The organism is Candidatus Rhabdochlamydia sp. T3358, from assembly GCF_901000775.1.
Lineage (GTDB): Bacteria > Chlamydiota > Chlamydiia > Chlamydiales > Rhabdochlamydiaceae > Rhabdochlamydia.
The window spans coordinates 1-24422 of the sequence record NZ_CAAJGQ010000021.1 but is presented as its reverse complement, the minus strand read 5'-3'; the positions used below and the strand labels follow the sequence as shown (position 1 = coordinate 24422).

Below are 24422 nucleotides of genomic sequence, written 5' to 3'. Positions count from 1 at the left end.
AGCACACAAGGCATAGATCAGTGAGTAACTTTTTGGTTAATACTCTTTGTGGAATTGCGGCTTATATGAGGCAACCTAAAAAGCCTTGTATTAGGATGTCTGATAAGGAAAGTTTAGAGCTAGTTACCAGCTAGAAAACCCAAAACTGGGGTTAGAAGGTTTATCCACAGCTTGTATACACGCTGTGGAAATATTTATTTCCATATATGGTGCAGAAGCTGGAAACCTAGCGCTTAAATATCTAGCTAGAGGAGGTGTTTATTTAGGTGGTGGATTAGCGCCGAGGTTATTGCCTTTTTTTAAACATGGCGGTTTTATGTCAGCTTTTACAGCTAAGGGAAGGTTTTCTTCCCTTATGCAAGACATTCCTATCCATCTTATATTAGAGGATACAACAGCTTTGTTTGGTGCGGCGCATTATGCTAGAATTCAGGCTGTCTGAATACCAACGGCGAATCACAAAAGAATCATCAGAGGGGTTTTGATTTACAGGCTTTCTTGTTTTTAAAACCTCTTCTATTCTCTCAGAAAGATTACGTAAATGAACCCCTTTTTTGATGGTGCTTTCAATACAGGTTTCTTTATCGATGACGATAATCACATGTCCTTTCCATACAATTAAATCCAGTGGTTGTACTATTTTAGCAATCTCTTTTTTCATTAAGACGGCTTTCCCGTAATTCACTAAATCAGAGGTGTTGCGAGGGGTATATCCATTAGTGGCATAATAGAGAAGGCCCGAACAATCCACACCTTTGAGTTGCCAGATATTTTGTATCTTTGTCTCAAGGCTAGAGAGATCGACAGGGTAAAGCTCAAGCATTCTAGCAACACCTTCTGGGCAATTTCCTCCCCACAAATAAGGAATTCTATTTAAATTTTTCAAGGTTTCGCAAATTTTATCAACACTAGGTAAGTTACTCGGCTGTTCTATTAAAGACGTCTTATTAAAAAACCTTTTGTCAATATATAGTTCTTTCCCAGAATAGTTAGGCGTCTTTATTTTAAAGATGTTGTCTGTTAACTTTTCTCGTAAATCGAATGACATTCCTGGCAAAAGGATCGTTTCTAAACATCTCATTAATCCTTGATCATCTAATGGTATAGATTCGCCTTTTCCTTGAAAATAGCTAGGAAATTCAGGTGTATTGAACACAGGAATGGGACTACTTGTTACTAAAGACATGATTTTTTTAAGCCTCGCGTTATTAGATCTATTTATCTTATAGTGAAAGTAAAAAAGATCTCTTTAAAAAGTGATAGGAAGATATCATGGTTCAAATTTTTTTCACATGTATTATTGTGCTTTTAACTGGTTGTTTTTCTTTTTCAAAAGAAAAAAAAGAAGCCCAATCACAAGTATTGCGTATCAATATAGGAGATGATCCTCAAAGTTTAGATCCAAGACGCGCACGAGCTCTTAAAGACATTACCTTATTAAGACATTTATTTGAGGGGCTTACACGCAAAAACCCACAAGGCCGGGTGGAGTTTGCTTTGGCAAAAGATATGCAAGTATCAGAAGAGGGAACGCGGTATCGATTTACCTTAATGAAAAGCTATTGGTCGAACAAGGACCTATTGACAGCGCATGATTTTGCTTATGCTTGGCATAAAGTGCTAGATCCTGCATTTCCATCAGATATTGCTTATCAGATGTATCTGATTAAAAATGCACAAGCTGTCAAAGAAGGAAAGATGCCCAGTTCGGAATTAGGAATTCGTGTGTTATCGGATTATGAATTGGAAATCGAATTAGAACATCCAGCGCCTTATTTTTTAGAGCTGTTGTCTTTTCCTCTTTTTTTCCCTGTGCACCGCAAACTAGATGCAGAAAATCCAAATTGGGGTTGGCAGGATTCTGGGTATATTTGTAATGGTCCTTTTACTCTAGCCAATTGGGAACAACGCAATTTGATTCGACTGCATAAAAATCCTCTATATTGGGATAGCTCTTCTGTTTCTTTATCTGAAATTATAGCTTATATGCTCTCTGAAGAAACAGAGCTGCGTCTGTTTGAAAAGCAAGAAATTGATTGGGCTGGCTCTCCTTTATCCACCCTTCCTATTGAGGCTTTGGGTTCTTTGAAAAAATCTGCTTATTTTATGGATAAAGAGTTTTTAGGGACATATCTGGTAAGAATACAAACACAAAAACCTCCCTTTAATAACCGATCTGTTCGACGCTGTTTTGCCTTGGCGGTGAATAGAGAAGATATCGTCTCTCATATCACTCAAGGAAATCAAATGGTTGCAACAGGGCTAGTTCCTACTGGATTAGGTCTGCAAGATAACCCTTATTTTTTAGATGCGGATCTAAAAAGTGCTAAAGATCTTGTTGCAAAAGATCTTCCTAAGATCACTCTTCTTTATCGAGCTGATGAGAAAAACCATGTGTTAGCACAAGGGTTGCAACAACAATGGATGAAATCTTTGGGAGTGCTGGTAGAGTTAGAAGCTGTAGAAGCAAAAATCTATTTTGATCGTGTTTCCAAAGGAGATTATCAACTAGCAACAGGATCTTGGATTGCAGATTTTGAAGATCCAATGAACTTTCTAGAAGTGTTTAAATATAAAAAAGGCGGGTCCAATAATACCGGTTGGGAAGACGCTCATTACATACAGTTACTTAACTCTGCTAACAAAACAGTAAATAGTAAACAACGAACGCTTCTTTTAAAACAAGCAGAGCAGGTTTTAATGGATAATATGCCTATGATTCCCATTTATTATTATCGTATGCTCTATTTAAATCGAAATGTTCGTCAAGTCGCGCTATCTTCTACCGGCGGAATAGATTTTAAATGGGCTAAAGTTGACAGAAAATAAATTTTTACCTATTTCTTAAGTAAATTTATTTAAGGTCAATTATGAAAATGATATGGGCGCTAGCTTGCTTTCTTTTTATTACCTCTTATACGCAAGCTGAATCCATACTTTTATTTAATGATAGTGTTTATGATTTGCGAGCTGTAGTACGAGGAGCTGATGGTTCTTTTTTAGGAGAGATGCTCATTCGTGCACAAAACTCAACTACTTGGTATAATACATATGGACCTTATCAAAGTAGGGTCCCCGTACAACAGAGTCGTTCACAAACCCCTTATGTAGTCGTTTGGTATTGCTTAAGTGGAGAGCAGTTCTCTATATGTGATACAGTAGCTACTGGAGGTGCTGTAAAGGCTCTTAGTTGTTTAGGCACGCGTACATGTAGAGCTAGAAAAAAAGATAATACTCCACAAGAAGAGTATCAGGAAATGCAGCCTCCTCAAAGACCCTAGTTTTAAAATAACAATAATTCATCTAGAGCAATATCATGCCTTTCAGCAGGTAAAGGCTTAATGCAGAGCTGTTCTTGAAAACCGATTCCTATTGTATAAGGTTTGAAGTGATCTTTTTTTAGTTTTTCTAAAAATTGATCGTAATGACCCTTGCCATAGCCTATGCGATGGCACAGTCGATCAAAGCCTAATGCAGGTACTAAAATGCAATCGATCTGTTCTAGAGGAATAGGAATAGAGAATTCTGGATGAGGCTCTAGTATACCAAAAGCAGAAGAAATAAATTCGAACTTGGTAATTTTATGAGCGCTAAGACCTGTATCTTCTATTTTAGGTAGTAAAAGTTTATGTTCTTTGAACAGATCTTGGTTCAATAAATTGATGTTGATTTCATTTTTAATGCTGTAGAAAGAAAGTATGCTTTTGTAGGGTTTTAACTTTTCACTAAGTTGCAAATAAGCGTTATGGGCAGCTTGTTTTTTTCTAGCTTCGCAAAGACCTTTACGTATCTTAATGAGTTCTTCTCTCATTAACTGTTTAGCGCAAGAGCGGTTCTTCATCAATTTTGGGCTTTCCTTTTTCATAGCTGATTTTTTTTAAGAATATGCCATTAGAAGTATACAAGGTAGCAGTTCCTTTTCCTTGTGCTATTTGAGAGACGGGGGTGTCGTCTTTGGGCTTGAAATAACTAGCGGTAATTAATAGATCCCGATCATACTCTTCGATTAGCATCACATCGCCACTTTCATACCAAGCTACGCTAGTCCCATGTCTTTTATTTTGGTTAAACTCTCTTTGGCTCTCTGGTTTGCCACTAGGGTACCAAGTCTTAACCATACCTTGGATCATGTCATCATCCCAATAAAGGCAGAGTTTGATTTGAGAATTACCGTTGTAATAGATCTTCTCTTCGCCCTGCTTTTTTTGATCTTTGATAGAATAAATAGCGTGTAGGCTTCTGTTAGGATTAAATACTTTTATCTCTCCTTCTGCAATGCCTTCAGAGAAAGTGATTAATTGATGCAGTCTTCCTTCTATAAATTCTGCTTTTTGACCAGAGCCATTATAGATTTCTGCTATTTTTTCCCCACTTGGATCAAAATAGGTAGCTTCTATTAAGTGATTTTTCTGGTAGATTTCGCTAAATTGTAATTGTTCTTTATTCCAATAGCCTACAGAGAACCCTTCTTTCTCTCCTTTGTGGTAAGCTATTTTTTGCAAAATGTTGCCATCGAAGTCAAATTCTTCCAAATAACCTTCAATGAGCCCTTGCTGGTAAGGAATGATTTTTTTGATGGGTCCTTCAGGATAGTAATAGATGCTGGGTGTGTGTAAAAGACCTTTGTCATAGAAAATTTCAGCAATGACTTGTCCTTGTTCATTTCTTACAGAGCTCTTTTTATCAAAGATCCAGCTTGCTTGAGCTAAATTATGAATATCGGCTACACCCTCAATGACAAAAGCATCTATTTTGAGCTGGCCGTTGGAATAATATTCTTGATATAGACCGTGAGCTCTACCATCAATAACTTCTAAATGATGCCAAAGCTGGCCATTATCGTGATAACTAGTCACTACGGAAGAGCTTTTGCCAAGATCGGTACGCTTATAAACCCTAAGTACTTTTTGATAAGGTTGAGGTTGTAGAAAATCTATGTTTTGATAAGTCGATAAACGATCTTGATTGCTAATGGTTTCTGCAAAACCATTTCTATCGATAAGTTGTAAGCTTACAATTGCAGTAGAATCAGATCGAAAAGAAGAACCACAGCCGGAGCAGATGATAAGAGCCATTATACAAAGTATTTTTTTTTTCATAGAGCTTCTCGTTTAACTAATTTCATATCGATACAGAAAACTTTTTGTTGAGGAGTAATAGATTTTTTAACCAGATTAAAATCTGTAATAAACAAAAAAGGAACGCCAGGTTTTGGCCCATAGGGCCAAATATGTACTTGTTCAATAAAACAGAGTAGTTGTTTTAAGTCTTCTTCATTTGCTTGAATGGTCGTTTGTTGTCTCTCTTCTACCTCACAAAACAAAGTATGTTTTCTAATTTTTTCTTCGAAAAACGCTAGCTGATTTTCTTGAGAAATCCAATTTAATCGTTGAGAAGAGATAGGGTCTAACCTGTTTTCTAATAAAAGTGTTTGTAGTTTTTTTTGCTCTGGTTGTAGAAAACAAAGGGATTCTACATATTTATCTAAGTATTGAGGATCACTTGTTTTTAATTGAGAGAGAATTTTTGCTTCTTTTTTTTGTACCAGCTCATTGTATAGAATTTTTTTATGAATGATTTGGGTAGTATTTGCCAGCTCTTCCAATTGATATAAGCGATAATAACCATGAAGAATGATCAAACAGCAGGGCAGCGGTGCTAGTAGTAGCAGTATCCAGTTATATCTTGTGATTATCAAACGATGCAAAAAAGAGCGCATAAAAATAGTTAGTTCAAAGGTTTTAGGGTGAAAATAGCGCGATATTTATTTCCCTGTGCATGCCATTGTACAGGTTTTTTTGTATGAATCATTTGGTTTTCTTTAAGCAGCGATTCATGAAATTCACGTGCAAGTCTTGGGGCTGATGCAGTAAATTCAATTTCTACCTGTGCTTCATAAGAAATGTTTTTTTGATCAACGGTTGGATATTTGAGCATTTGGTAATGAATAGATAAAACCTCTATTCCATCCTTAGCCTTTGCTTCGTTGATAAATGCTGGATGAGCACTTATCCATGCTAAAACATCACTTACTTTAGGAACTGTCGGAAGAAGAGAGAAGGGAAGTTTTTGTATGCTGAGCTTATTTTTCCAAGAAAGAAGGTGATTCTGCCAATCTTGAATCGATTTAGGAGAAGTTTTTTGTAATTCTTTAGGTAAAATAGAAGTGATGTGCGCAAGCAATGCGGTTTGTTTTTTGTGTAGATATGTTTGCACTCCTATTAAACTAACAAGATTGAGAACTGCACAAACACCTAAGTAATAAAATGTTTTTCTTAATAAATGCTGTTTAGTTTTTTTTGTCATAAACATCTTCTGACTAAAATTCACTTGGCTGCCATCTTCAGCAAGAGCTTCTAATGCTGCTCCTATGGCAAGAGCATATGGGTGATGACTTGGATCTTCTAAAATTAGCTGTTCACCAGTAAAGATTCCTCCTACTAAGTTTTTAAAATCAACGAGGGAAGGGGTTTCTTCGATACATAGATAAGGGCAATTGGTATCCCATCCCTTTTGAGTTAAGAACAATTGATATTTTTCTAAATTTTTTTGTAAACATGCAGGATCTGCTGAAAATGCCTTAACGGATTCAAGATGATTTTCTTGGTAAAACAAGCAAAGCATTTCTTGAGATCCAATATGAATAACAATCCCTGTTTTTTGTTTGGGAAATACCCAAGTGATAAAACGAAATAAACTAGAACTACTGCAGCTGACAAAATGCGTATGAAGACCTTTATTTTCTAGAGATTGCATGTGCTTAAAGAAAAGATTCTGAGAGGTTATAAAAACTCCAACCGAAGAGCTTTTTTTAGAAGTCCGATCAATACACACAGAAACCATAGAGTCATTTGGAGTCATTACTAAGGACTCAATTTGGAATGGCAGAGTCGCTAGAATCTTTCTTTTTTCTGTGAGGGGAAGAACCAAGCGCCTTAAGATGACATCTTGTGTTTCCAAGAAAGTAGATATAGTAAAATTTTTGTCATAAATAGACAGATCTCTGTAAAGCTGTTTTACAGAATCAGGCGAGTTTGTTAGTGTATAGATTTTTTGAATGGTGATTTTTGATTTTTTCTGAGTTAAAATCGCAATACGTAAGTGCTCTTGATTTAGTGCAATTCCTACTGTAACCAAGAATAGACCTCAAATTATAAAATTTTTACTATAATCTAATCAAAAGTTGGTCTTGAAAAGATTAATGGAAGTTAGATAATATTAATGCCATGTCTATTTTACTAGCTAATATTATTCACTGGATTTTCTTTGTCTATACGATCATGTTGACCTTGCGTATATTGGGTTCCTGGTTTCCTTCTTTTTCCCATACGCGTTTTATGCATTTTTTACGGTTTTATACAGACCCTTATTTAAATGTATTTAGAAACCTGATTCCTCCTATTGGCGGGCGTTTAGATTTAAGTCCAATCATTGCTTTTTTTGCTCTCCAATTCCTTGAAATCTTCTTTCTGCGGCTTTTTACCTAATGTCCTTACTGCAGAAATCTTTTTCATTAGGCTCTCTTGTTCTTCCTTCTAATATCTTTTGCGCTCCCCTAGCCGGTTGTTCAGATCTTCCTTTTCGTCGAATGCTCGCTAAGTACAAACCCGGTTTGATTTTTTGTGAGATGGTCAAAATGGATGCTTTGGTGCGCCAGAACCCCAAAACCTGTCGTTTTTTAGACTTTGAGCCTACCATGCATCCTATCGGTGCACAATTATGTGGGAGCAAGCCAGAGCTTGCAGCAGAATGTGCGCGTATTATTCAAGACTTAGGCTTTGATAGTCTTGATTTAAACTGCGGATGTCCTGTTGATAAAGTGACAAAAGATGGTAGTGGTTCGGGAATGTTAAAAACACCTCAATTAATTGGTGACATCTTAGCAAATATGGTATCTGCGGTACAAATTCCTGTTACTGTTAAAATCCGTGCTGGTTGGGATAGCTCTCAAATTAATGCAGTAGAAATTGTGAAGATTGCTGAAGCAGCAGGAGCCAAAGCGATTTGTATTCATGGAAGAACTAGAGCTCAAGCTTATAGAGGTCCTGCGAACTGGGATTGGATTCGCGAATGCAAACAAGCAGCACAAACCATCAAAGTAATCGGTAATGGTGACGTCTTTTCAGCTGTTGATGCAGAAAAGCTTTTTTTATACACGGGATGCGATGCCATTTTAATTGCTCGTGGTACGATGGGCCATCCTTGGATTGTAGAAGATGTCTATGAATATCTAACCACAAAAAAAATACCCACTCGAACTTCTTATGAAAGACGCGATATCTTTTTAGAACATCTAGAGCACATTATCTCTTATCAAGAAGAGAGAAAAGCCGTTCAAGATTTAAGAAGAGTTGGGTGCTGGTTTTTAAAAAGCATGCAAGGTGCATCTAAATTACGCGAAGCGATTAACAGAGCAGAGTCAACGCTAGAGATCCGCAAGCTAATCACAGATTATGCTTGGGAAGAGGTGATTGTCTCTTCTTCCAAAACAGAAGAAGAAATCTCTTCTTGTTAAAATCTATTTTTATATTTTTTTTGTTCTCATACAACTTTCGAGAAAAAAATATTCCTGATATAATAAAGCCATCTCCATTCGTTAAAAAATAAAAAGGGGTTGTATGAAAAAACTCTTAAAAATTGCCCATACTTATCTTGCGTTAGCTTTTAGCTCTTTATTTGCTAATACAGAAGAAATACAAGATTTAGAAGTCATACAATCTATTGAAAATGCACTTCCAAATGCGAACATAGATAAATCAGAAGGTTCTTTTTCTGGATATAGACAAGATTACCGTGGCTTAAAGTTATCTATACCCTATGTAAAACTATTTTATATAGGGATGGGACTAGACATTGATTACCATACGAGTAAAGAAGAAGCAATGACTGCTTTCTTTTTTAGACGTTCTGCTGAGATAAAACGTAGACCCTTTTTAGAATTATGCCCAAAGCTTGGATTGGGGAAGCAATACGCGAGCAGTTTTTTAGAAATGCAAGTGGGCTTCTTAAAAATACCTATTCTCTTCAAGGAAGAGAATGCTGTTGTATTTGTTCTTAGATATGGGATGGGTTTTTAAAATACATTTACACTTTTTCATTCAGAAAACATCTTTCTAACGCTCTCATTTCTTTAGCTTAAAGATTTCATTTAATATTTGTTGTTGTCATATAAAAATTCTTCTTTAAAAGAAGAAAAAAAAGATTCTTGTTAATAGAATGGTCGTTATCCATTTTCTTAATAACCTGAGTTTTGGGTTTTTATCCAATAAGAATCACAATCTAAAATATTGATAACAAATGATTTGTCTATTTCTAAACTTGCTTGGAACCTAGTATTTTTCATCTAGATTTTGCTCATTTGTTCAAACTATTGCAAATTCGCAATTTAAGATCACCAAATGAGTACCTATCTACTTTAAAATCAAAGAGAAAAACCCAAAACTGGGGTTAATAAGAAATAAGAAAGATTATATGAAAAAAATATTAAAAATTGTCCCTGCTTTTATGCTGGCCTTTAGCTCTTTATTTGCTGATACAGAACAAGCACAAAATTTAGAAATTCCAAAATCTATTGAGAATTCATTCGGGTATATAAGTGCACAGATGGAATATGATTCAAAGTTGTTTGGGCCTTCTTTTGGGCTTGGATATAGAAAGCAAAAAAATCATTACGGTTTAGATTTATCGTTATCTTACTCAAAATTAAGAGATAAGGGGGATTTGATATTTAGGCAATCAAAAGTGGAAGATAAAAAAATAGGAGTAGATGCTTTATACAATTATTTCTTCACCCCTTCTCTAGAGCCTCAATTTTATGTAGGATTAGGTGGTTGTGTTAGTTATCATATATATAAAAGAGAAGATCTTTCTAGTAGTATAATAGCTAATGCATTGGCTAATATGATCAGGGTTATTTTTTCTCAGGAAAAAGAGCCAAAAGCGAAGTGGTTAAAAACCTATAGGCGTTTTATAGGTTTAGAAGCAAAAATTGTATTAGGAAAAAAGTATAGGGGCAGTTTTATAGAAATACAAATGAAAACTGGTTTTAACGTGCCAATAGTTCGTTCTAAAGACAATTTTTCCTTGGGATTTGCTTTTAGATATGGAATTGGTTTTTAAAATACTTTTCTAGCTCTTTTACCCTCTTATCTTAAAAGCTTCATTTAATATTTATTGTTGTCATATAAATTTTCTTTCAAGAAGAAAAAAAAGATTCTCGTTAATAGAATGGTCGTTATCCATTTTATTAATAAGAAACGAGAAAGATTATATGAAAAAAATATTAAAAATTGTTCCTGCTTTTATGCTGGCCTTTAGCTCTTTATTTGCTAACACACAAGAGGTAGAAGTTGCAAAGCCTATTGAGAATTCATTTGGGTATGTGAATGTTGGCATGGAATCTCTTTTTTCTGCTCCCTTTTTTGGAGTCGGATATAGATTGCAAAAAAACCAACATGGTTTAGATCTATCAGCATCGATTGTATGTAAAACTATTGATTACACATCTTGCTTTGAAGATAAGAAAGCTCGTATTAAGAGAAGAAAAGCGAATGTCTTATACAACTTCTTTTTCTTTCCCAATTTAAGCTCTCAGGTTTACGTAGGATTGGGAGTTGGTATTAACTATATCGATATAAAAAGATCTGGATCTATCGTGGGCTTTTCACCAGAGATTGCATTGGGTAAACAATATAACAATAGACAAGGCAATCAACGCTTTATACAACTACAAGTGAGTTTGCCAGGTCTTTATACCAGGTCTAAAAAAATCAGATCCTATCGCGATTACCAAGCAGTGAAAATTGATTTGGAATGCGCTCCTTTATTTACTTTTACCTATGGAATTGGTTTCTAAGCATTTTTTAGAGCTGTTTTAAAAAATAGAACAGTCTCTAGAAATCCTTGGGTTTTCTTATTAAAGATAGGATAAGGGTTTTATTTTTGTTATATAAATTTTCTTTTAAGAAGAAAAAAATGTTCTGTGTTCATAGAATGTCTTTTGTATTTCATTATTAACAACGGAGAATGTGTATATGAATAAGATATTGAAAATTGTTACAGCTTGTCTTGTGTTACCTGTTAGCTTCTTATGTGCTAGCACACAGGAAGTTCAAGAAGAGAAACAAACCAGCTGTTGCTGTGTTGAAAACTCATTTGGATACCTTAATGTTGGAGTAGGTCCTCTACCTGAACTAGTTCCTTCTTTTGGAATTGGTTATAGAGCGCAAAAAGATCATCATGGATTTGATTTGTCTGGATCTATTGCTAAAACTTGGATGCATACAACAGCTCGTGCAAGCGTTTTATACAACTATTTTTTCAAACCAAACCTAGAATCTGAATTTTATGCTGGTTTAGGCGTAGGCCTTAAAGGTGTACATGAGAAAACAGAGTTTATGAATAACTCTCATGTAGCTATTTATCCAGAGCTTGTATTTGGTAAACAATATAGAAACGAAACAAATTGTCAGCGTTTCTTCCAAATGCAAATTGGCTTCCCTGTTTTTGCTCTTGATAAGATAGTTAAGAAGACTTGGACTCATCGTAAGAGCTCCTATAGTATTTCTTATCCTACATCTTACAAGACCTCTTATGTTCCTGAAGTTATTTTCAGCTACGGAATTGGTTTCTAAGTTTTTTATGAGCTGCCTTAAAATTTAGGGCAGCTTTTTTTCTTATTCTTTCAATTTTTTCTCAAAGATTTTTAACAGACGAGAAATTTCCTGTGGAGTTTCTTGAGCAGGAGTTGCTAGGGATCTTTTTTTCTTTTCTTTTTTTTTAGCAATGTAAGAGATAAAATCTGTTAAGGAAAGGGTTTTTGCTCCTAATGCTCTGCAGCGAATAATTAGCTCTTGATCATTAGATACAACTGTTGTGTGTGCTGGGTTTTTATGTAATTGAATCTCTTCAAAGATATAGAAATCAGCGGTCATGCTTAGCGGGGTATAGATGATCTCTACTTGGCCTATATGATGTTTGGTAGAGTGCTTCTCGTGTGGATCACTGCCATCAAAGACTAAGACAACATCTAAAAAAGAAGAGATAGAAGTTGCAAAATACGTGATGAGTTCATGGCGGTACTGGCGCAGAGGGTTGCGTTTTTTTGTTAAATAAAAAAGCAGATTATACCCATCTACAAAGTAACGCATTTAAACGAGAGATTCTAATATAGGAAAAAGTTTATCTAGTGCTTTTCTGCGATGAGAGATTTTGTTTTTAATAGTCTCTTCTAGTTGAGCAAATGTTTTTCCATATTCGTGCTTCATGAAAATAGAATCATAGCCAAAACCTAAACTGCCTTTTTCTTTTTCTAAAATAACCCCTTCTACTTTTCCTGTAGTGGTTTTTTTCAAGCCCTCTGGAGAGGCTAAAGAGATCACACATTCAAAATAGGCATGGCGCAAAGGGTCTTGTAAATGCTGCATGGAGTTAAGCAGCTTTTGCCTATTTTGCTTATCGGTTGCCTTATTTCCTGCGTAACGATGGGAAAAGATACCAGGCTCCCCATTTAAAGCGGGTACGACAAGCCCTGAATCATCGGCAATTACCCACGCATTCAATTGAGCAGCAGCATGTATAGCTTTAGCAGTAGAATTTTCTGTAAAACTCATTCCTGTCTCTTCTTGAGGGGCATAAAAAGGAAAGTCGATTAAGCTTAATAAATCCAATTTAGGAAATAGTTTAAGCATAGCACGAAACTCTCTGATTTTATGTACATTCTTACTGGCAATAATCAAACGCATAAAGCTATTCTCTTGTTTTAATAAAGATATAACAAATCAGAGACATTGGATGCAAAGTTCCTTTTCAAAATTTTAAAGATAGCTATGGATTGCTTCTATAGTAAAAGTTTCTTCTTGAAATTGAAAGGACTCTCCTACTGACAAACCATTGATGGTTGAGGCTAGCTTGGATTGAAAGGAAAGAATATTCTTTTCTGGATCCGCATCCCAGGGTCCTAGAATTGTATAACTTATTTTTTCTCCATGAGTATTTTTACAATCAATAATAGCTCCTACTCCTACTTCTTGAGTAGAAATATCCTCTTTAGACAAAACACGTGCGCGATGCATTTGTTCAGATAAGGTTTTGAGCTCTGATTGCAGTCTATCTCTGCGCTCTAAAGCAGCTTTGAATTCTGCATTTTCTCTTAGATCTCCATGAGCTCTTGCAATTTCAATTTCTTTAGCGTTTTCTACAGTTTCTACTGTTGCTATTTGTTGAATTCTTTGTTGTAGTTTCTGATATCCTTCTTGGGTTGTCCAAATAGTAAGATCTTCTTGGATCTCTTTTTTATGGAGCTTAGCCAACTGAGGATAGGCTACTTCTGCAAGTGAGACAAAGATTTTCTGATCGTGATCGCTCAAAGAATGACATTTTGTAGCAAGAAGAAGAAACTCTTTTACATCTTCAATACTGGATTCCTGCATGATCTGTCTTACTATAGCAAAACGACCGACTGATATAAGATTATGAATCTTTTTAACAAGATCTCTTTGTAGAGGTTGGTGTTCGATTCTGCTAAGCAAAACTAAAAGTCCTTCGAAAAATTTTGTTCTACCCTGTTTATCACAAAAGGGGAGTGTTTTTTGACTAATGACTTTTTGGAAGTACCAAATAAAAGCAGATGGGTATTTAGCTGGATTTGTGTATAGTTGTTCTAGCTTTTGAATAAGACCATCGGAGGCTTTAGCTGCAAGTAAAGCAGAAAGGATATAATCTCTTAATGCAGATACATCGATATAAAAAAGCAAATCTAAAAAAATCTGCTGCCACTCTTCAGAGTGTTGCTGTAGATAGTTTAAGCAACGTTTTTTAAAGCTAATAATTTTGATCTCATCGATTAGTTTAAAAATAGAAGAACAGTTTTTGAAAATTTCTTTTACAAATTCAGATTCTTTTTCATCCTTTAAATCCTGCAAAAAGAAATGAATTTGTAGACTTTGAGCAGGGGTGATATCAGTCAGTAAAAGAGCTTCAGAGAGCTTGGTCTTGAGGGTTGTTTTGAACTCTTCATTTTTCAGTGTTTCTGGAAAATCTTTTAAAAATCCATAGACCATTTCAATAAGAGTGTCTGCATTAGGTTTACTTTGAAACACGTCGCTGAGCTTTTGCTCATGACTTATTTCTGTTTGTCTTAATTTAAAGTTATTTTTAATGTCTTCAGGGATTTCAATAAAGGTATCTTTTTTTAACTTTGACCTAGTGGTTTGCCACCATCTTGTCCATTCTTTAGCAGGGATGATGAGGTCGCATAGTTCATCTTTAATTTCTGCTGTTGTTTTAGGCCCTAGATCCCTTAGTAACATATGAATTACCTCAACAGGATCTTTCCTGGCTTTTTTCTCGAGTAAATCAGGATTTCCAAATCGCAAAGCTAAAAAATGATCAGGAGGAATGGGTATTAAAACTTTAAATGCAGTTACAAAGGAAAGATCTTTTCTACCAGGAACATAGTCAAACTCGATACTTACTTGCTCAAGAACAAAAGAAAAATCTACAATTTCTCCAACGCCCCATCCTCCGGTATGGAAGACATAATTTCCCATTTTCATATGAGAGAGTAATTCAAAGTTACTAATTGCACCTTGGAACTTTTCTCGATTACGCAGCCCTATTAGACGGATTTTCTCATTAAAAAGAGGATCATTCGGATATTTAGCTTTTAAGAAATCTAACGTCATCTGTGCTAGGGCGTCATCATTCATTGTCTGTAAATCAATGATAAGCTTGAATATTTCTTGAGAACCAGGGCTTTGTGGAGTGATTTGCCATAAAGGTAAAATTTCTTGTACGTGTAGGCCGAAAGAATCAGCCATTTCAGAGCGTTTGATGCTTTTTAAAATTGCTTTGAGTTCTTCTATATCCAACTCATCCCCAGCGCAATACTCCTCCCACAACTTGAGTACTCCAGAATAGTTGTGTCTAGCGATATGAGTTTGGAAATCTTTAAGATAGCTCATTTGAATTCCTTATAACTTATAGAAAATATGTGAAAGAAAACGTCGTCAAAAGGATCATAAGCTCCATTTTTGACTTTTTAACTAATAGTTCAGATTGCTTTTTCTTGCATCCATTGAGTATATGAGTTGAACTAATTATCTTCAATTAAAACTCTAAAAACAATTCCTGTGATAGAAAGGATTGTTTTTTTTGAAATTCAAATTTTTATTGATTTAAAAAAAAGATTATTTTATTTTTCTTGTTTTTTTTGCATCTAAAAGTAGATGACTCCAATCGGCTAAGCAAATCCCTATTAAAGCATAGATGAAATATGTTTTAAAATTTTTGTAAAAAGAAAAGAGATAATCTGAAAAGGAAAAGCTGAAGCAAACTAGAAATAGAACAAAACTAAGCCAAATAATACGAGTAAAAGAGCCTAATAAAAAAGAATGGGAAATTCCTCTATGTTTAAATATTTTGGAGTAACCACGAAAAGGCAATGTGATAAATCCACGCAGAGAAAATAGTTTTACTTTGTGAACAAGATCTAAATCTGGATTCATAAATAAAGTAGCATAGGTAAAGGTTGCAGTAAAAACAATCAGAGCTTTTTCTGAAGGCTGGAAGAAGTAATAACCAAAACCTACTAAAGTAGGTAACATGAAAAAAAGATTGAATCCGGTATGAGTTCTATAGTTTGCCATAAGTTTTCATCCTTTTAAAGTCTTGTTAAAAACTAAGTAGCTCTTTATTTTTGGTGCGTCCTTTGAAAATACGCATGCTATATAAGAGTGCTTTGTGAATTTTTCACTTAAGATGTGTTGTGCTGTTTTTCTTGTTAGCGCTTCTTGGATTTTTGCAGAACAAAATTCTTTTTGCCTAGAAAAATTTGAACAGAACTTTCTTCTTCATGATCTAGAGTTCATAGAAGAAATTAAGATATCTGATAGGCTCCCTTTTATTTATAACTATTCGACATTGGGAGGGTATTTCCATACACCTTCTGCGCGTATGGATACAACAGGTACTTTAGCTGCGAATATAACGGCTACCCCCTCTTTTCAAATGTACGGTATCGGATTTCAGTTTTTTGATCGGATTCAGGTATCAGTTAATTATCATATTTACAAAGAAAAGAAAAAGCACAACACAGATAGAATAGCAAATATTAAATTAGGATTGATTACTGAAAAAGACGGTTTTACGTATCTTCCATCTCTTGCTGTGGGCATAGATGATTTTATCGGAATAGGGGGCGTTAGTTCTCCCTATATTGTGATGAGCAAGCAGTTTCTTCCTCTAAATGTAGAATGTTCCTTGGGGTGGGGTAGAAAAAGATTACAAGGAATATTTGCGGGTATATCTTGGAGTCCATTTAGAAAAAGTGAAAAGGGATTTTTGAAAAGTCTCTCATTTATCGCTGAATATGACTCTAGTAGAGGAAAAATAAATACAGGGCTTGTTTTTTCAGCAGGTGATTATTTTCAATTTTCCCTTGCAAGTCTAAGGGGAAAAGAAGTAGTTGTATCTGGTTGTCTGCAGTTTCCTTTAGGAGTGAATCAAAAAACAAAGCCACAAGATCCTTGTTTATATGTATCACCTATCAATACAGAGCCTTTAGGATGTATTCGTAATGAGCAAGATTTTTCTCAGGAAATTGCTTATGCACTAAAACAGCAAGGTCTGGATTTATATAGAGCATCTCTTCGATTCAATGCTTTTGGTGACAAGCAGTTGTGTTTAAAGATAATCAATACACGTTACCGAGAAGAATCTGAGGTTAGAGAGCGAATTCAATGTGTTTTGGCCGCTTTGACCCCTTCTGATATAAAAAGCATTCTATTAGTTGTAGAAGAAGGTGGGGTGAACTGCCAAGCGTATTGTTTTGATAGGGAACTTCTGCGGTGTTGGTATCACAATCAAATAAGCGATTTTGCATATAATGCACTCGTTCCCCTACAAGAAGTGCCAGAGTGTAAGAATTCTTATGAAGAAGCCATCATTTTTCAAAGGCATAAGCCGATTGGAACATTGGTAATACGTCCTCGTATGCTTACCTTTTTTGGTACTAACAACGGCAAATTTAAGTACAACATAGGTGCGATTGTTTCGCCTGAGGGCTATATTAAAGATCAGCTCTACTATAAAATCCAACTGGGTTATTCGATTGCATCTAGTATGCAAAAAATCAGGCAACATCAGAAAAATCCTTCGTATTTACCCATTGTGCGCTCAGATACGCTATCCTATTTGCGTCCTAATCGACTTTCTTTAGAAGAAGCTTATCTGCAGAAAACCTGGAATCTGGGATGTGGATGGTTTTTTCGCACAGCAACTGGTTATTTTGAAATCGCTTATGCAGGAATTGCAGCAGAGTGTTTGTTTTATCCGGTGAATAGTAACTGGGCAATCGGCTTAGAATGCGCTGCAACTTATAAACGTAAGTACCAAGGCATTGCCTTTACCAACCATGTAAAACAACTAAAAAAAACAGGATATGTCGAAATCCCTTTTACGGGGATGCAATATTTCCTGGATATTTATTATGACTGCAAGCCCTTACATGTAGATCTGCAAATGAGTGTAGGGCGATTTTTAGCCAAAGACAGAGGAGTTCGCATAGAGTTAGGTCGTTATTTCCCCAGTGGATTGCGTTTCTCCCTCTGGATGACCATAACAAATGGTCATGATCGAGTAAACGGAAGAATTTATTACGATAAAGGCTTTTGTTTTGTCTTACCGCTTGATCTTTTTTTTCCCCGTAGTTCTCGTAACTATCTTGGATTTTCCATGTCTGCCTACCTTCGAGATGTAGGAGCTAGAGCAAAAACAGGGACATCTCTTTATGACACTTTGTATCGCGCGCGCTATAACTATTAGCTTAGAGACTATGGATCATGTAGATGGTCTTTTACCTAACTGTGTCCGAATTTCTTCTTCTATCTGCTGTTGTATGGCATCTTGCATTTTTGGGGATACATTTGCGCTATTCTTTTCTTGGTTCTTTTTTAAAAAATAGCCGTAAGTACATAGGAAATAGATGCCAGTAGATATCGTGGTAGTTATAAAAGTATTTTCTGCCTGGGTACAAGTTTTATAGTAGGTATCTGTCAAATGTAAGTTTAAATCTCTTGCCATCTCACCCTGATTTGAAATATCAGCAAGAGCTCCGGTTATGAAAAAACCAAGCAGTTGAACACCCATCAATTTACCTAGACCTATTAAAAATTCTTCTTGAGGTTTAAGGAGATTCAAAGACCAACCTCTCCAAGAAGCTTGATTTGTGGTTTGTACTGGATGTGTGCCTGATGGTAGTCTTTCGTATTGTACAATTGCGCTCATATAAACCTCTTATATTCTCATGTTTTGCAATCCGCTTGGTCCTGGGGTTGCTTTTATTATTTCTTGTTTAACGCAGCTTTTTATGAAAGAAGATATTCTTGGCGTTATAGTACGTTGCACTTGTTGCTGATTTTTCAAAAAATACTTTGCACAAAAAATGGTAGCATTTGCAGTAGCTAAAGAAATAATCAAGAAACTCCATTTCTGGGTGTTTTTTGCAACAACTGTGCTATCTACAAATGAAGGCATGAGACTGTCAGGTGGTGGATCTGGTTTAAAAAATTCTATAATAGCTGCAGAGGCAGCACAAATAGAGTATGTTCCCAGAGATATGAATAACCCTTTTTGTGATGTTTGTATTGTGGTAATTCTATTCCAAAGGCCATTTTGCTGAGTTAGCCCTTCTTGGGGAGTTTGCGGTATATTTATTTTTACAGACTGTGGATTTATCCAAGGTGCCCCATTTTCTAACGAACCATCGCCTTGTAACTGGTACACATTTTCCTTTACTCTCTCTTCAATTTCATGTCTTAATTCAGGAGATACCTCCGTTGGGCTTTCATTCGTTTTTTTAAAATAAGTAGCAGTGATTTTTGCACAGTATAAAGCACTTGCCCCAAGAATAAGACAAGGAAACCGCAAACTGCTAATCACTCTATAATCAGGATCCATCAATTCAGAATTAAAGCCAGAATCAGATAAGGGTATAGTAACGCCAAGTAAGGCTGAGCCTGCCACAAAAAGAGATAAACCAAATAGATTTATACTTCTTACGAGATTTTTTTGCTCCTCAGATAACAGAGGATTCCCTCTTAAAATAGGACACCAAGTTCTTCCTGCAAAAATTTCTTGTGTTGCTTGACTAGTTACAGGAGTATTGTTTGCCTGATCTAGATTAACTGGATTTGTCATGACGCCTCCGTTGATTCATTCTTTAAAAAAAATCAGATTTTATAACCAAATCTTAAAGAATCATTAAAAATATGATAAAAGTTAAAATTTTAAGAAAAAATAAGCAAGTATATTTTTCAATAATTTTCGTGTGCTGAAAAACATCAAGTAGCCATTGATATTTTAATGAATGAAAAAAGCAGAGTAAAATGCATGTAAGAGAATGTAGAGTTCAAACTTGCAGCAAAACAAAAAAATGGATTGCTAAAATGAGCTATTATATAATGAATAGCAGATAGCATCAGTTCATTGAAGGAGACTTAAATATAGCATTTTTCAGATATTTAGATCCAAAAAACGATATCGCTTTTAAGAAGATCTTTGGTTCAGAAAAAAATAAAGATATTCTGATCCATTTTTTAAATGACATCCTGGGTTCCTTTAAAAAAAACCCTATTGTAGATAAGGCTATTCTGGAATACAAAGTCGATGAAGGGATAGCTATAGGTATTGAAAAAGGTAAAATAGAACTAGCAAAACGTCTATTACAAAATAAAGTGGGAATGGATGTGATTGCTCTATCAGCTGATTTATCTAAAGAGCAAATAGAAGAGCTGCAAAAATGTATCTTGGATGGAACTACTGCGGTCAACTTCTAAGATAAGTTCTGCTTGTTTTTTTCTAAAAAAAGAAGAAATTAATGAATAATAGAGTTCTTTGTTCAGCATACCTACTTACCTTTCAAACAGATAGAAAATTTAAAGAAGGGTATTGTTGCTGCATAAGAACAGAGAGTTACAAAAAACATTATACATAAAAACATAGATCGATTTTTATGAAATGATGAATACTTTGGTTACAGGAATCCATCATATTACTTCTTTAGCATCGGATGCACAAAAAAATGTAGATTTTTATGCAGGTATTTTAGGCTTGCGGTTGGTGAAAAAGACGATTAACTTTGATGTTCTTGAAATCTATCACTTATATTATGGCAATGAGGAAGGCTCTCCTGGCACCATAATGACCTTCTTTCCCTATCCTGGCATACCACAGGGTCGAAAAGGTAAAGGGCAATTAACCGTTACTTCTTTCTCTATTCCTGAACATTCGATTGATTATTGGACTAAGCGATTGGATAAGTTTCATATTCCCTATGAAAAGCCTGAGCAGCGTTTTAGTGAAACCGTGATCTATTTTGAAGATCTAGATGGTTTAGGGTTAGAGCTTGTAGCTAATCAACTGGATAACAGATCAAGTTTTACTTATGGAAATATTCCTTCTCAATTTGCCATTAAAGGATTCTATGGAATAACGCTTGTCGAAGAGTGCTATGAGAAAACAGCAAATTTATTAGTCAATCAGGTGGATCATAAGTTCATTGCTGAAACAGAGAATCGGTTTCGCTATTCTGCTAGCGATAAGCCTGGTGATTTTGTGGATATTCTTTGTAGTCCAGAAGCATTAAAGGGATTGAGTGGATATGGTACGGTTCATCATGTAGCTTTTGCTACAGAAACCGATATCACACAATTAGCAGCACGTGAGAGGCTATTGGAATTTGGTCTTGATGTGACCCCTGTTTTAAATAGAGAGTATTTCCTCTCTATTTATTTTAGAGAACCGGGGGGAGTCTTGTTTGAAATTGCTACTGTTTCTCCTGGATTTTCAGTCGATGAACCATTCGAGCATTTAGGAGAAACTCTTAAATTACCACCTTGGGAAGAACCAAACAGAGCAAGTATAGAACAGGTATTACCCCCTATTAAACTTAACCTTAAGAAATATGTGGATTGATGGTCTCTTCCATTCAGGGTTTTTTTTGTAAAAGAACTTTTGCCTCTTCATCAGACAAAATTTGTGTAAAGCCTGATCGGTTCAATTGGGTATTAGCTATTCTTGAATCAAAAGATTTTTTGCGAAAATCAGAATAGCCATAACGCAGTCCAATGAACTCTACATGATTTTTCTCTGCTTCCTGTTCTATATCCATAAGATGAGAGGCTTTGTCATTCATAAAAACGATACGCTTAAATCTTTGTTTTGTTTTTTCAAGTAGTTGAAAAAGAGCTTTACCTTTGGAGGTGCCTGATGTGAAAAGAATTCCGTTTATATAGAGAACACCCTTATTTTCATTTTGAAAATAATGACTTTCTTGAGGAGCTGTTATTCTTAAGTCTATGTGGTTATTTATAAGCTGCTTAAAGGTTACTTTAGATAAGGTTAGGGACTGTGTAGAAAGACCGATAATTATGTGTTCTTTTTTTTGTAGATCTTCAATGGTTTTTTGCATGCCTGGTTCTACTACTTGCATCTGTGTAAAATGTCTTATTCCTTCCCATTCATTTAAAGTTTTTTCAAAAGCTTCTGATCCTTTTTGTTGTTTGATTCTGTCTTCAAACCACATGTCAGATCCAAGCATTTGTTTAGGGACAAGCAGTGTATCATCAATATCTAAAATCAAAAGTGTGTCTTTTGTTAAATAGGGAATACTTTCATTAAAATGTTTTATTTCGATAATTTTAGCGCTAATCGAGCTGCAAATAAATAAGGTAATAAAAAAGAAGAGAATTTTCATACATTTCCTAATAAAATCATCAATGATTGCTATCTTGGTTTTTTTGTCAATTAATGGAATACCATCTTTATTAAAAAACTTCTAATAGAGAAGGCCTTGAGATAAAAAAAAGATATTGTTATATCTGCTTGAATTTTATAACAGTAAAAATAAGCCAAATTTTAGGAAATATGACTGTAGATACACTCGTTAGGATAGATATCGATAAAACCGTATTAGATGTTATCAAGGATACTGCTCAAGAAGGTTGGGAAGATCCTTTTTATGTGGTAGATCTTGGTGATATTGTACATAAATATAACCTTTGGAAAGATTTAATACCACGAGCTCATCCATATTATGCTGTAAAATGCAATGATTGTCCTATAGTTTTAGATCTTCTTGCTGCTTTGGGATCTGGTTTTGATTGTGCTAGTAAAAGAGAAATTGATGCTGTATTAAAATCAGGAGCTAGTAGCTCATCTATTATTTACGCCAACCCCTGTAAGGCAGGTTCTTTTATTGCCTATGCTGCTTCTATGGGGGTCGATGTTATGACATTTGACAACGAATTAGAGCTTCAAAAAATAAAGAAATTATTTCCACAAGCTAGAATGGTTCTTCGTATAAGAGTAGATGATAGTAAATCTATCTGTCAGCTTGGTATGAAATTTGGTTGTTATGAGCAACACGTTCCTAGTTTGCTTCGTGTGGCTAAAGATCTAGAGATTAATGTAATTGGAGTGAGTTTTCATGTAGGCAGTGGTTGTCAAGATACCCATGCTTACGCAATGGCTTTAGAAACCTCTGCTAGGGTTTTTGCCTTAGCTAAAACCCTTGGTTTTGATTTTACTTTTCTAGATATTGGCGGCGGCTTTCCTGGTTTTAAAGAGGATGTAATCCTTTTTAAAGAGATTGCTAGTGTCATAAATGAGAAATTGGATAGATATTTTCCTGCTGCCTCTGGTGTTGAGATCATTGCTGAGCCTGGTAGGTACTTTACAGCTTCTGCATTCACACTCTGTACAAATATCATCGCTAAACGAGAGCTGTCTTTTCCTAATGAAGATACTATGTATTATGTTAATGATGGGTTATATGGTTCATTTAACTGTCTTATCTTTGATCACGCTGTTATTACGCCCTTAGCTTATCAGATGAAACCATCTTCTGAAAATAAATTGCAAAAAAGCAGCATTTGGGGTCCTACATGTGATGGGATGGATTGTATTCTAAAAACTTGTTATCTTCCTTCACTTAATATGGGAGATTGGATCATTTTTGAAAATATGGGAGCATATACGATCTCTGCTGCTTCTAACTTTAATGGTTTTGAAAAGCCCATTCTAAAATTTATACTTCCTCTTTCTATGAAGTCTCTCTTTAATTTTTTAAAAAAATAACAGAGGAGCTGCATAGATAAAATCAGACCCTGCGCGTTTAATACTACTATTGTAAAAATTCTTTTTCTCTAAGCTCATCTTCTTTAGCGCACTGTATGACAAGCTTTTTTGCTTATTTCTAATACGTTAAGAAAATCTTGTAGAGGGAAAATACATTCTTGAGGGTCTTCATTTTGTGATAGGATTTGGATTTCTATATTATCTATACCTTTTTCGTAATTACACGCAGCGATTACTTGATTATCAAAGCAAACTTCAACAATCATGCCTTCAAAATCTAAATCACCAAATAATGTTGTGCTGAATTTTTTAATTGTGTTCGTATTCGATAAACCTCTAAAAAAGTTCCATCTGCTTTAAAATAAGTCTCTTTGGGGTTATTACGTTCTTCTTTTTTCTAAGTCCAGTAACCCTCTGTACAGGACAATTTTTTAGGAGCAGATAAAAAGAATAGCCCGCAAATATGACCAGAGATCTGGCATAATACTTCTGGAAATCACTCTAAGAGGTATTATGAAACATATTTGCGAACTGAAAAATATTTTAGCAGAACATTTTGATTGGAACAAGTCTAGATTAACTGTATTAACGAATGTATTAATAGGACTATTCGTAGTAAGAACAGTAAATTTATCAGATCTTTCAACCGTTTTATATAGTGAGGCAAAAATATCATCCAATTATAAACGTCTACAAAGATTTTTTAAATGGCTTATTTCCGTAAATAATTATACTTATTTGACCATGAAATTTGTGATAATGGTTTTAGGTCTTAAAAATAAAAAAAACGATTTATCTTTAGATAGAACCGATTGGAAGTTTGGTAAGAAGCACATAAATATTCTTACATTAGGTGTTAATGTTAAAGGAGTAGCTATTCCCCTTGTCTGGATTTCATTAGGAAGAGCAGGGAATTCAAAAACGGCAGATCGTATAGAACTTTTAAAAAAAGTCATAAATGAAATAGAAATCAAATCTCTAACAGCAGATAGAGAATTCATAGGAGAAGAATGGTTCAAGTTTTTACTTCAGGCAAATATTCCTATATACATTCGGATAAAAAAAGACACTCAGGTTGTTAGAAGAAATCATCATTATACAATTTCTCTTAAAGACTTATTTGCCAAACTAAAACAAGGTAAAAAAAAGGTGCTAAAGGGACAGTATACGGTTTTAGGGCTAGAAGTTAATTTAGCAGCTTCACGGAACAACAAGGGAGAACTCTTAATAGTTCTGACTAATAGATGTCCTTATAAAGCATTAAAAATCTATAAAAAAAGATGGTC

General features: G+C 35.0%; 26 protein-coding genes and 1 pseudogene. 14 read left to right on the top strand and 13 right to left on the bottom strand.

The features are described 5' to 3' along the window. Positions 1-184 precede the first annotated feature (184 nt). The gene (locus RHTP_RS07155) at positions 185-442 is read left to right on the top strand and encodes a glucokinase (RefSeq protein WP_212742865.1); all 258 of its coding nucleotides are present in this window, start codon (positions 185-187) and stop codon (positions 440-442) included. Here the strand turns inward: RHTP_RS07155 and RHTP_RS07150 are convergent. Then, positions 383-1186, bottom strand: coding sequence for an NlpC/P60 family protein (locus RHTP_RS07150; RefSeq protein WP_138107440.1), 804 nt, complete (start codon positions 1184-1186; stop codon positions 383-385). The genes RHTP_RS07155 and RHTP_RS07150 overlap by 60 nt on opposite strands. A gap of 86 nt (positions 1187-1272) precedes the next feature. On the opposite strand from RHTP_RS07150, the gene RHTP_RS07145 reads away from it, so the two are divergent. Together RHTP_RS07145 and RHTP_RS07140 are read left to right on the top strand one after the other, a co-directional pair. Beyond that, the gene (locus RHTP_RS07145) at positions 1273-2829 is read left to right on the top strand and encodes a peptide ABC transporter substrate-binding protein (protein WP_138107439.1); all 1557 of its coding nucleotides are present in this window, start codon (positions 1273-1275) and stop codon (positions 2827-2829) included. Between the two features lie 41 nt (positions 2830-2870). Further along, positions 2871-3281, top strand: a complete 411-nt coding sequence (locus RHTP_RS07140) for a hypothetical protein (protein ID WP_138107438.1) — start codon at positions 2871-2873, stop codon at positions 3279-3281. A 2-nt stretch (positions 3282-3283) separates the two neighbouring features. On the opposite strand, the gene RHTP_RS07135 is transcribed toward RHTP_RS07140, so the two are convergent. From RHTP_RS07135 to RHTP_RS07120, 4 genes are read right to left on the bottom strand one after another with little or no spacing between them, the layout of a single operon-like run. Further along, on the bottom strand, positions 3284-3841 hold the full coding sequence (locus RHTP_RS07135) for a 5-formyltetrahydrofolate cyclo-ligase (protein ID WP_171005774.1): 558 nt from the start codon (positions 3839-3841) through the stop codon (positions 3284-3286). Beyond that, positions 3819-5099 (bottom strand): toxin-antitoxin system YwqK family antitoxin, encoded by a 1281-nt coding sequence (locus RHTP_RS07130; RefSeq protein ID WP_138107436.1) that lies wholly within the window; start codon positions 5097-5099, stop codon positions 3819-3821. The genes RHTP_RS07135 and RHTP_RS07130 overlap by 23 nt, the downstream gene beginning before the upstream one ends. After that, complete coding sequence (locus RHTP_RS07125) at positions 5096-5707, bottom strand: hypothetical protein (RefSeq protein WP_138107435.1); 612 nt, start codon at positions 5705-5707, stop codon at positions 5096-5098. Before RHTP_RS07125 ends, RHTP_RS07130 begins: the two co-directional genes overlap by 4 nt. 20 nt (positions 5708-5727) lie before the next feature. Further along, entirely contained in the window at positions 5728-7137 is a 1410-nt protein-coding gene (locus RHTP_RS07120) for a hypothetical protein (RefSeq protein ID WP_138107434.1), read from the bottom strand. An 89-nt stretch (positions 7138-7226) separates the two neighbouring features. Between RHTP_RS07120 and RHTP_RS07115 the strand changes: the two genes are divergently transcribed. The 6 genes from RHTP_RS07115 (at position 7227) to RHTP_RS07090 (ending at position 11633) form a co-directional block, all read left to right on the top strand. Continuing rightward, positions 7227-7487 carry a YggT family protein gene (locus tag RHTP_RS07115; protein ID WP_171005773.1) on the top strand — a complete coding sequence of 87 codons (261 nt, stop codon included), beginning with the start codon at positions 7227-7229 and terminating at the stop codon, positions 7485-7487. Further along, complete coding sequence (dusB, locus tag RHTP_RS07110) at positions 7487-8515, top strand: tRNA dihydrouridine synthase DusB (RefSeq protein ID WP_138107433.1); 1029 nt, start codon at positions 7487-7489, stop codon at positions 8513-8515. Before RHTP_RS07115 ends, dusB begins: the two co-directional genes overlap by 1 nt. Before the next feature lie 103 nt (positions 8516-8618). Continuing rightward, the gene (locus RHTP_RS07105) at positions 8619-9077 is read left to right on the top strand and encodes a hypothetical protein (protein WP_138107432.1); all 459 of its coding nucleotides are present in this window, start codon (positions 8619-8621) and stop codon (positions 9075-9077) included. Between the two features lie 394 nt (positions 9078-9471). Beyond that, on the top strand, positions 9472-10119 hold the full coding sequence (locus RHTP_RS07100; RefSeq protein WP_138107431.1) for a hypothetical protein: 648 nt from the start codon (positions 9472-9474) through the stop codon (positions 10117-10119). A gap of 151 nt (positions 10120-10270) precedes the next feature. Further along, positions 10271-10855, top strand: a complete 585-nt coding sequence (locus tag RHTP_RS07095; RefSeq protein WP_138107430.1) for a hypothetical protein — start codon at positions 10271-10273, stop codon at positions 10853-10855. 178 nt (positions 10856-11033) lie between these two features. Continuing rightward, positions 11034-11633, top strand: a complete 600-nt coding sequence (locus RHTP_RS07090; protein WP_138107429.1) for a hypothetical protein — start codon at positions 11034-11036, stop codon at positions 11631-11633. A 42-nt stretch (positions 11634-11675) separates the two neighbouring features. On the opposite strand, the gene RHTP_RS07085 is transcribed toward RHTP_RS07090, so the two are convergent. From RHTP_RS07085 to RHTP_RS07070, 4 genes are all read right to left on the bottom strand, one after another. Then, positions 11676-12149 (bottom strand): NYN domain-containing protein, encoded by a 474-nt coding sequence (locus RHTP_RS07085; RefSeq protein ID WP_138107428.1) that lies wholly within the window; start codon positions 12147-12149, stop codon positions 11676-11678. Then, the gene (gene rdgB, locus RHTP_RS07080; RefSeq protein ID WP_138107427.1) at positions 12150-12743 is read right to left on the bottom strand and encodes an RdgB/HAM1 family non-canonical purine NTP pyrophosphatase; all 594 of its coding nucleotides are present in this window, start codon (positions 12741-12743) and stop codon (positions 12150-12152) included. It lies immediately after the preceding gene. 72 nt (positions 12744-12815) lie between these two features. Beyond that, positions 12816-14963 (bottom strand): GreA/GreB family elongation factor, encoded by a 2148-nt coding sequence (locus RHTP_RS07075; RefSeq protein ID WP_138107426.1) that lies wholly within the window; start codon positions 14961-14963, stop codon positions 12816-12818. A gap of 225 nt (positions 14964-15188) precedes the next feature. Continuing rightward, positions 15189-15647, bottom strand: a complete 459-nt coding sequence (locus tag RHTP_RS07070; RefSeq protein ID WP_138107425.1) for a DUF2227 family putative metal-binding protein — start codon at positions 15645-15647, stop codon at positions 15189-15191. A 94-nt stretch (positions 15648-15741) separates the two neighbouring features. Here RHTP_RS07070 and RHTP_RS07065 point away from each other — a divergent pair, with 94 nt between their 5' ends. Beyond that, a complete protein-coding gene (locus tag RHTP_RS07065) occupies positions 15742-17823 on the top strand; it encodes a YjbH domain-containing protein (protein ID WP_138107424.1) in 2082 nt (693 codons plus the stop codon). A gap of 15 nt (positions 17824-17838) precedes the next feature. On the opposite strand, the gene RHTP_RS07060 is transcribed toward RHTP_RS07065, so the two are convergent. After that, positions 17839-18285 (bottom strand): hypothetical protein, encoded by a 447-nt coding sequence (locus tag RHTP_RS07060; RefSeq protein ID WP_138107423.1) that lies wholly within the window; start codon positions 18283-18285, stop codon positions 17839-17841. A gap of 9 nt (positions 18286-18294) precedes the next feature. After that, the gene (locus tag RHTP_RS07055) at positions 18295-19197 is read right to left on the bottom strand and encodes a hypothetical protein (protein ID WP_138107422.1); all 903 of its coding nucleotides are present in this window, start codon (positions 19195-19197) and stop codon (positions 18295-18297) included. A gap of 305 nt (positions 19198-19502) precedes the next feature. Here RHTP_RS07055 and RHTP_RS09185 point away from each other — a divergent pair. Next, positions 19503-19614, top strand: a pseudogene (locus tag RHTP_RS09185) (PD-(D/E)XK nuclease family transposase); the annotation flags it as partial. Positions 19615-20016: 402 nt separating this feature from the next. After that, on the top strand, positions 20017-20973 hold the full coding sequence (locus RHTP_RS07045) for a ring-cleaving dioxygenase (protein WP_212742864.1): 957 nt from the start codon (positions 20017-20019) through the stop codon (positions 20971-20973). Positions 20974-20986: 13 nt separating this feature from the next. Here RHTP_RS07045 and RHTP_RS07040 read toward each other — a convergent pair whose 3' ends face one another. Next, positions 20987-21754, bottom strand: coding sequence for a DUF2608 domain-containing protein (locus tag RHTP_RS07040; RefSeq protein WP_138107421.1), 768 nt, complete (start codon positions 21752-21754; stop codon positions 20987-20989). A gap of 170 nt (positions 21755-21924) precedes the next feature. Here RHTP_RS07040 and RHTP_RS07035 point away from each other — a divergent pair, with 170 nt between their 5' ends. After that, positions 21925-23136 (top strand): type III PLP-dependent enzyme, encoded by a 1212-nt coding sequence (locus tag RHTP_RS07035; RefSeq protein ID WP_138107420.1) that lies wholly within the window; start codon positions 21925-21927, stop codon positions 23134-23136. A gap of 83 nt (positions 23137-23219) precedes the next feature. Here the strand turns inward: RHTP_RS07035 and RHTP_RS07030 are convergent, their stop codons facing one another. Next, the gene (locus RHTP_RS07030) at positions 23220-23402 is read right to left on the bottom strand and encodes a hypothetical protein (protein WP_138107419.1); all 183 of its coding nucleotides are present in this window, start codon (positions 23400-23402) and stop codon (positions 23220-23222) included. Positions 23403-23649: 247 nt separating this feature from the next. Here RHTP_RS07030 and RHTP_RS07025 point away from each other — a divergent pair. After that, positions 23650-24422 (top strand): transposase (locus RHTP_RS07025; RefSeq protein ID WP_138106587.1); only part of this gene is annotated, 773 nt, incomplete at its 3' end.

What these genes read in the sequence shown, in the direction of transcription:
- RHTP_RS07150 (WP_138107440.1), bottom strand. Translation starts at nt 1,186, where the DNA reads ATGTCTTTAGTAACAAGTAGTCCCATTCCTGTGTTCAATACACCTGAA.
- RHTP_RS07145 (WP_138107439.1), top strand. Translation starts at nt 1,273, where the DNA reads ATGGTTCAAATTTTTTTCACATGTATTATTGTGCTTTTAACTGGTTGT.
- RHTP_RS07140 (WP_138107438.1), top strand. Translation starts at nt 2,871, where the DNA reads ATGAAAATGATATGGGCGCTAGCTTGCTTTCTTTTTATTACCTCTTAT.
- RHTP_RS07135 (WP_171005774.1), bottom strand. Translation starts at nt 3,841, where the DNA reads ATGAAGAACCGCTCTTGCGCTAAACAGTTAATGAGAGAAGAACTCATT.
- RHTP_RS07130 (WP_138107436.1), bottom strand. Translation starts at nt 5,099, where the DNA reads ATGAAAAAAAAAATACTTTGTATAATGGCTCTTATCATCTGCTCCGGC.
- RHTP_RS07115 (WP_171005773.1), top strand. Translation starts at nt 7,227, where the DNA reads ATGTCTATTTTACTAGCTAATATTATTCACTGGATTTTCTTTGTCTAT.
- dusB (WP_138107433.1), top strand. Translation starts at nt 7,487, where the DNA reads ATGTCCTTACTGCAGAAATCTTTTTCATTAGGCTCTCTTGTTCTTCCT.
- RHTP_RS07105 (WP_138107432.1), top strand. Translation starts at nt 8,619, where the DNA reads ATGAAAAAACTCTTAAAAATTGCCCATACTTATCTTGCGTTAGCTTTT.
- RHTP_RS07100 (WP_138107431.1), top strand. Translation starts at nt 9,472, where the DNA reads ATGAAAAAAATATTAAAAATTGTCCCTGCTTTTATGCTGGCCTTTAGC.
- RHTP_RS07095 (WP_138107430.1), top strand. Translation starts at nt 10,271, where the DNA reads ATGAAAAAAATATTAAAAATTGTTCCTGCTTTTATGCTGGCCTTTAGC.
- RHTP_RS07090 (WP_138107429.1), top strand. Translation starts at nt 11,034, where the DNA reads ATGAATAAGATATTGAAAATTGTTACAGCTTGTCTTGTGTTACCTGTT.
- RHTP_RS07085 (WP_138107428.1), bottom strand. Translation starts at nt 12,149, where the DNA reads ATGCGTTACTTTGTAGATGGGTATAATCTGCTTTTTTATTTAACAAAA.
- rdgB (WP_138107427.1), bottom strand. Translation starts at nt 12,743, where the DNA reads ATGCGTTTGATTATTGCCAGTAAGAATGTACATAAAATCAGAGAGTTT.
- RHTP_RS07075 (WP_138107426.1), bottom strand. Translation starts at nt 14,963, where the DNA reads ATGAGCTATCTTAAAGATTTCCAAACTCATATCGCTAGACACAACTAT.
- RHTP_RS07070 (WP_138107425.1), bottom strand. Translation starts at nt 15,647, where the DNA reads ATGGCAAACTATAGAACTCATACCGGATTCAATCTTTTTTTCATGTTA.
- RHTP_RS07060 (WP_138107423.1), bottom strand. Translation starts at nt 18,285, where the DNA reads ATGAGCGCAATTGTACAATACGAAAGACTACCATCAGGCACACATCCA.
- RHTP_RS07055 (WP_138107422.1), bottom strand. Translation starts at nt 19,197, where the DNA reads ATGACAAATCCAGTTAATCTAGATCAGGCAAACAATACTCCTGTAACT.
- RHTP_RS07045 (WP_212742864.1), top strand. Translation starts at nt 20,017, where the DNA reads ATGATGAATACTTTGGTTACAGGAATCCATCATATTACTTCTTTAGCA.
- RHTP_RS07040 (WP_138107421.1), bottom strand. Translation starts at nt 21,754, where the DNA reads ATGAAAATTCTCTTCTTTTTTATTACCTTATTTATTTGCAGCTCGATT.
- RHTP_RS07035 (WP_138107420.1), top strand. Translation starts at nt 21,925, where the DNA reads ATGACTGTAGATACACTCGTTAGGATAGATATCGATAAAACCGTATTA.
- RHTP_RS07030 (WP_138107419.1), bottom strand. Translation starts at nt 23,402, where the DNA reads ATGATTGTTGAAGTTTGCTTTGATAATCAAGTAATCGCTGCGTGTAAT.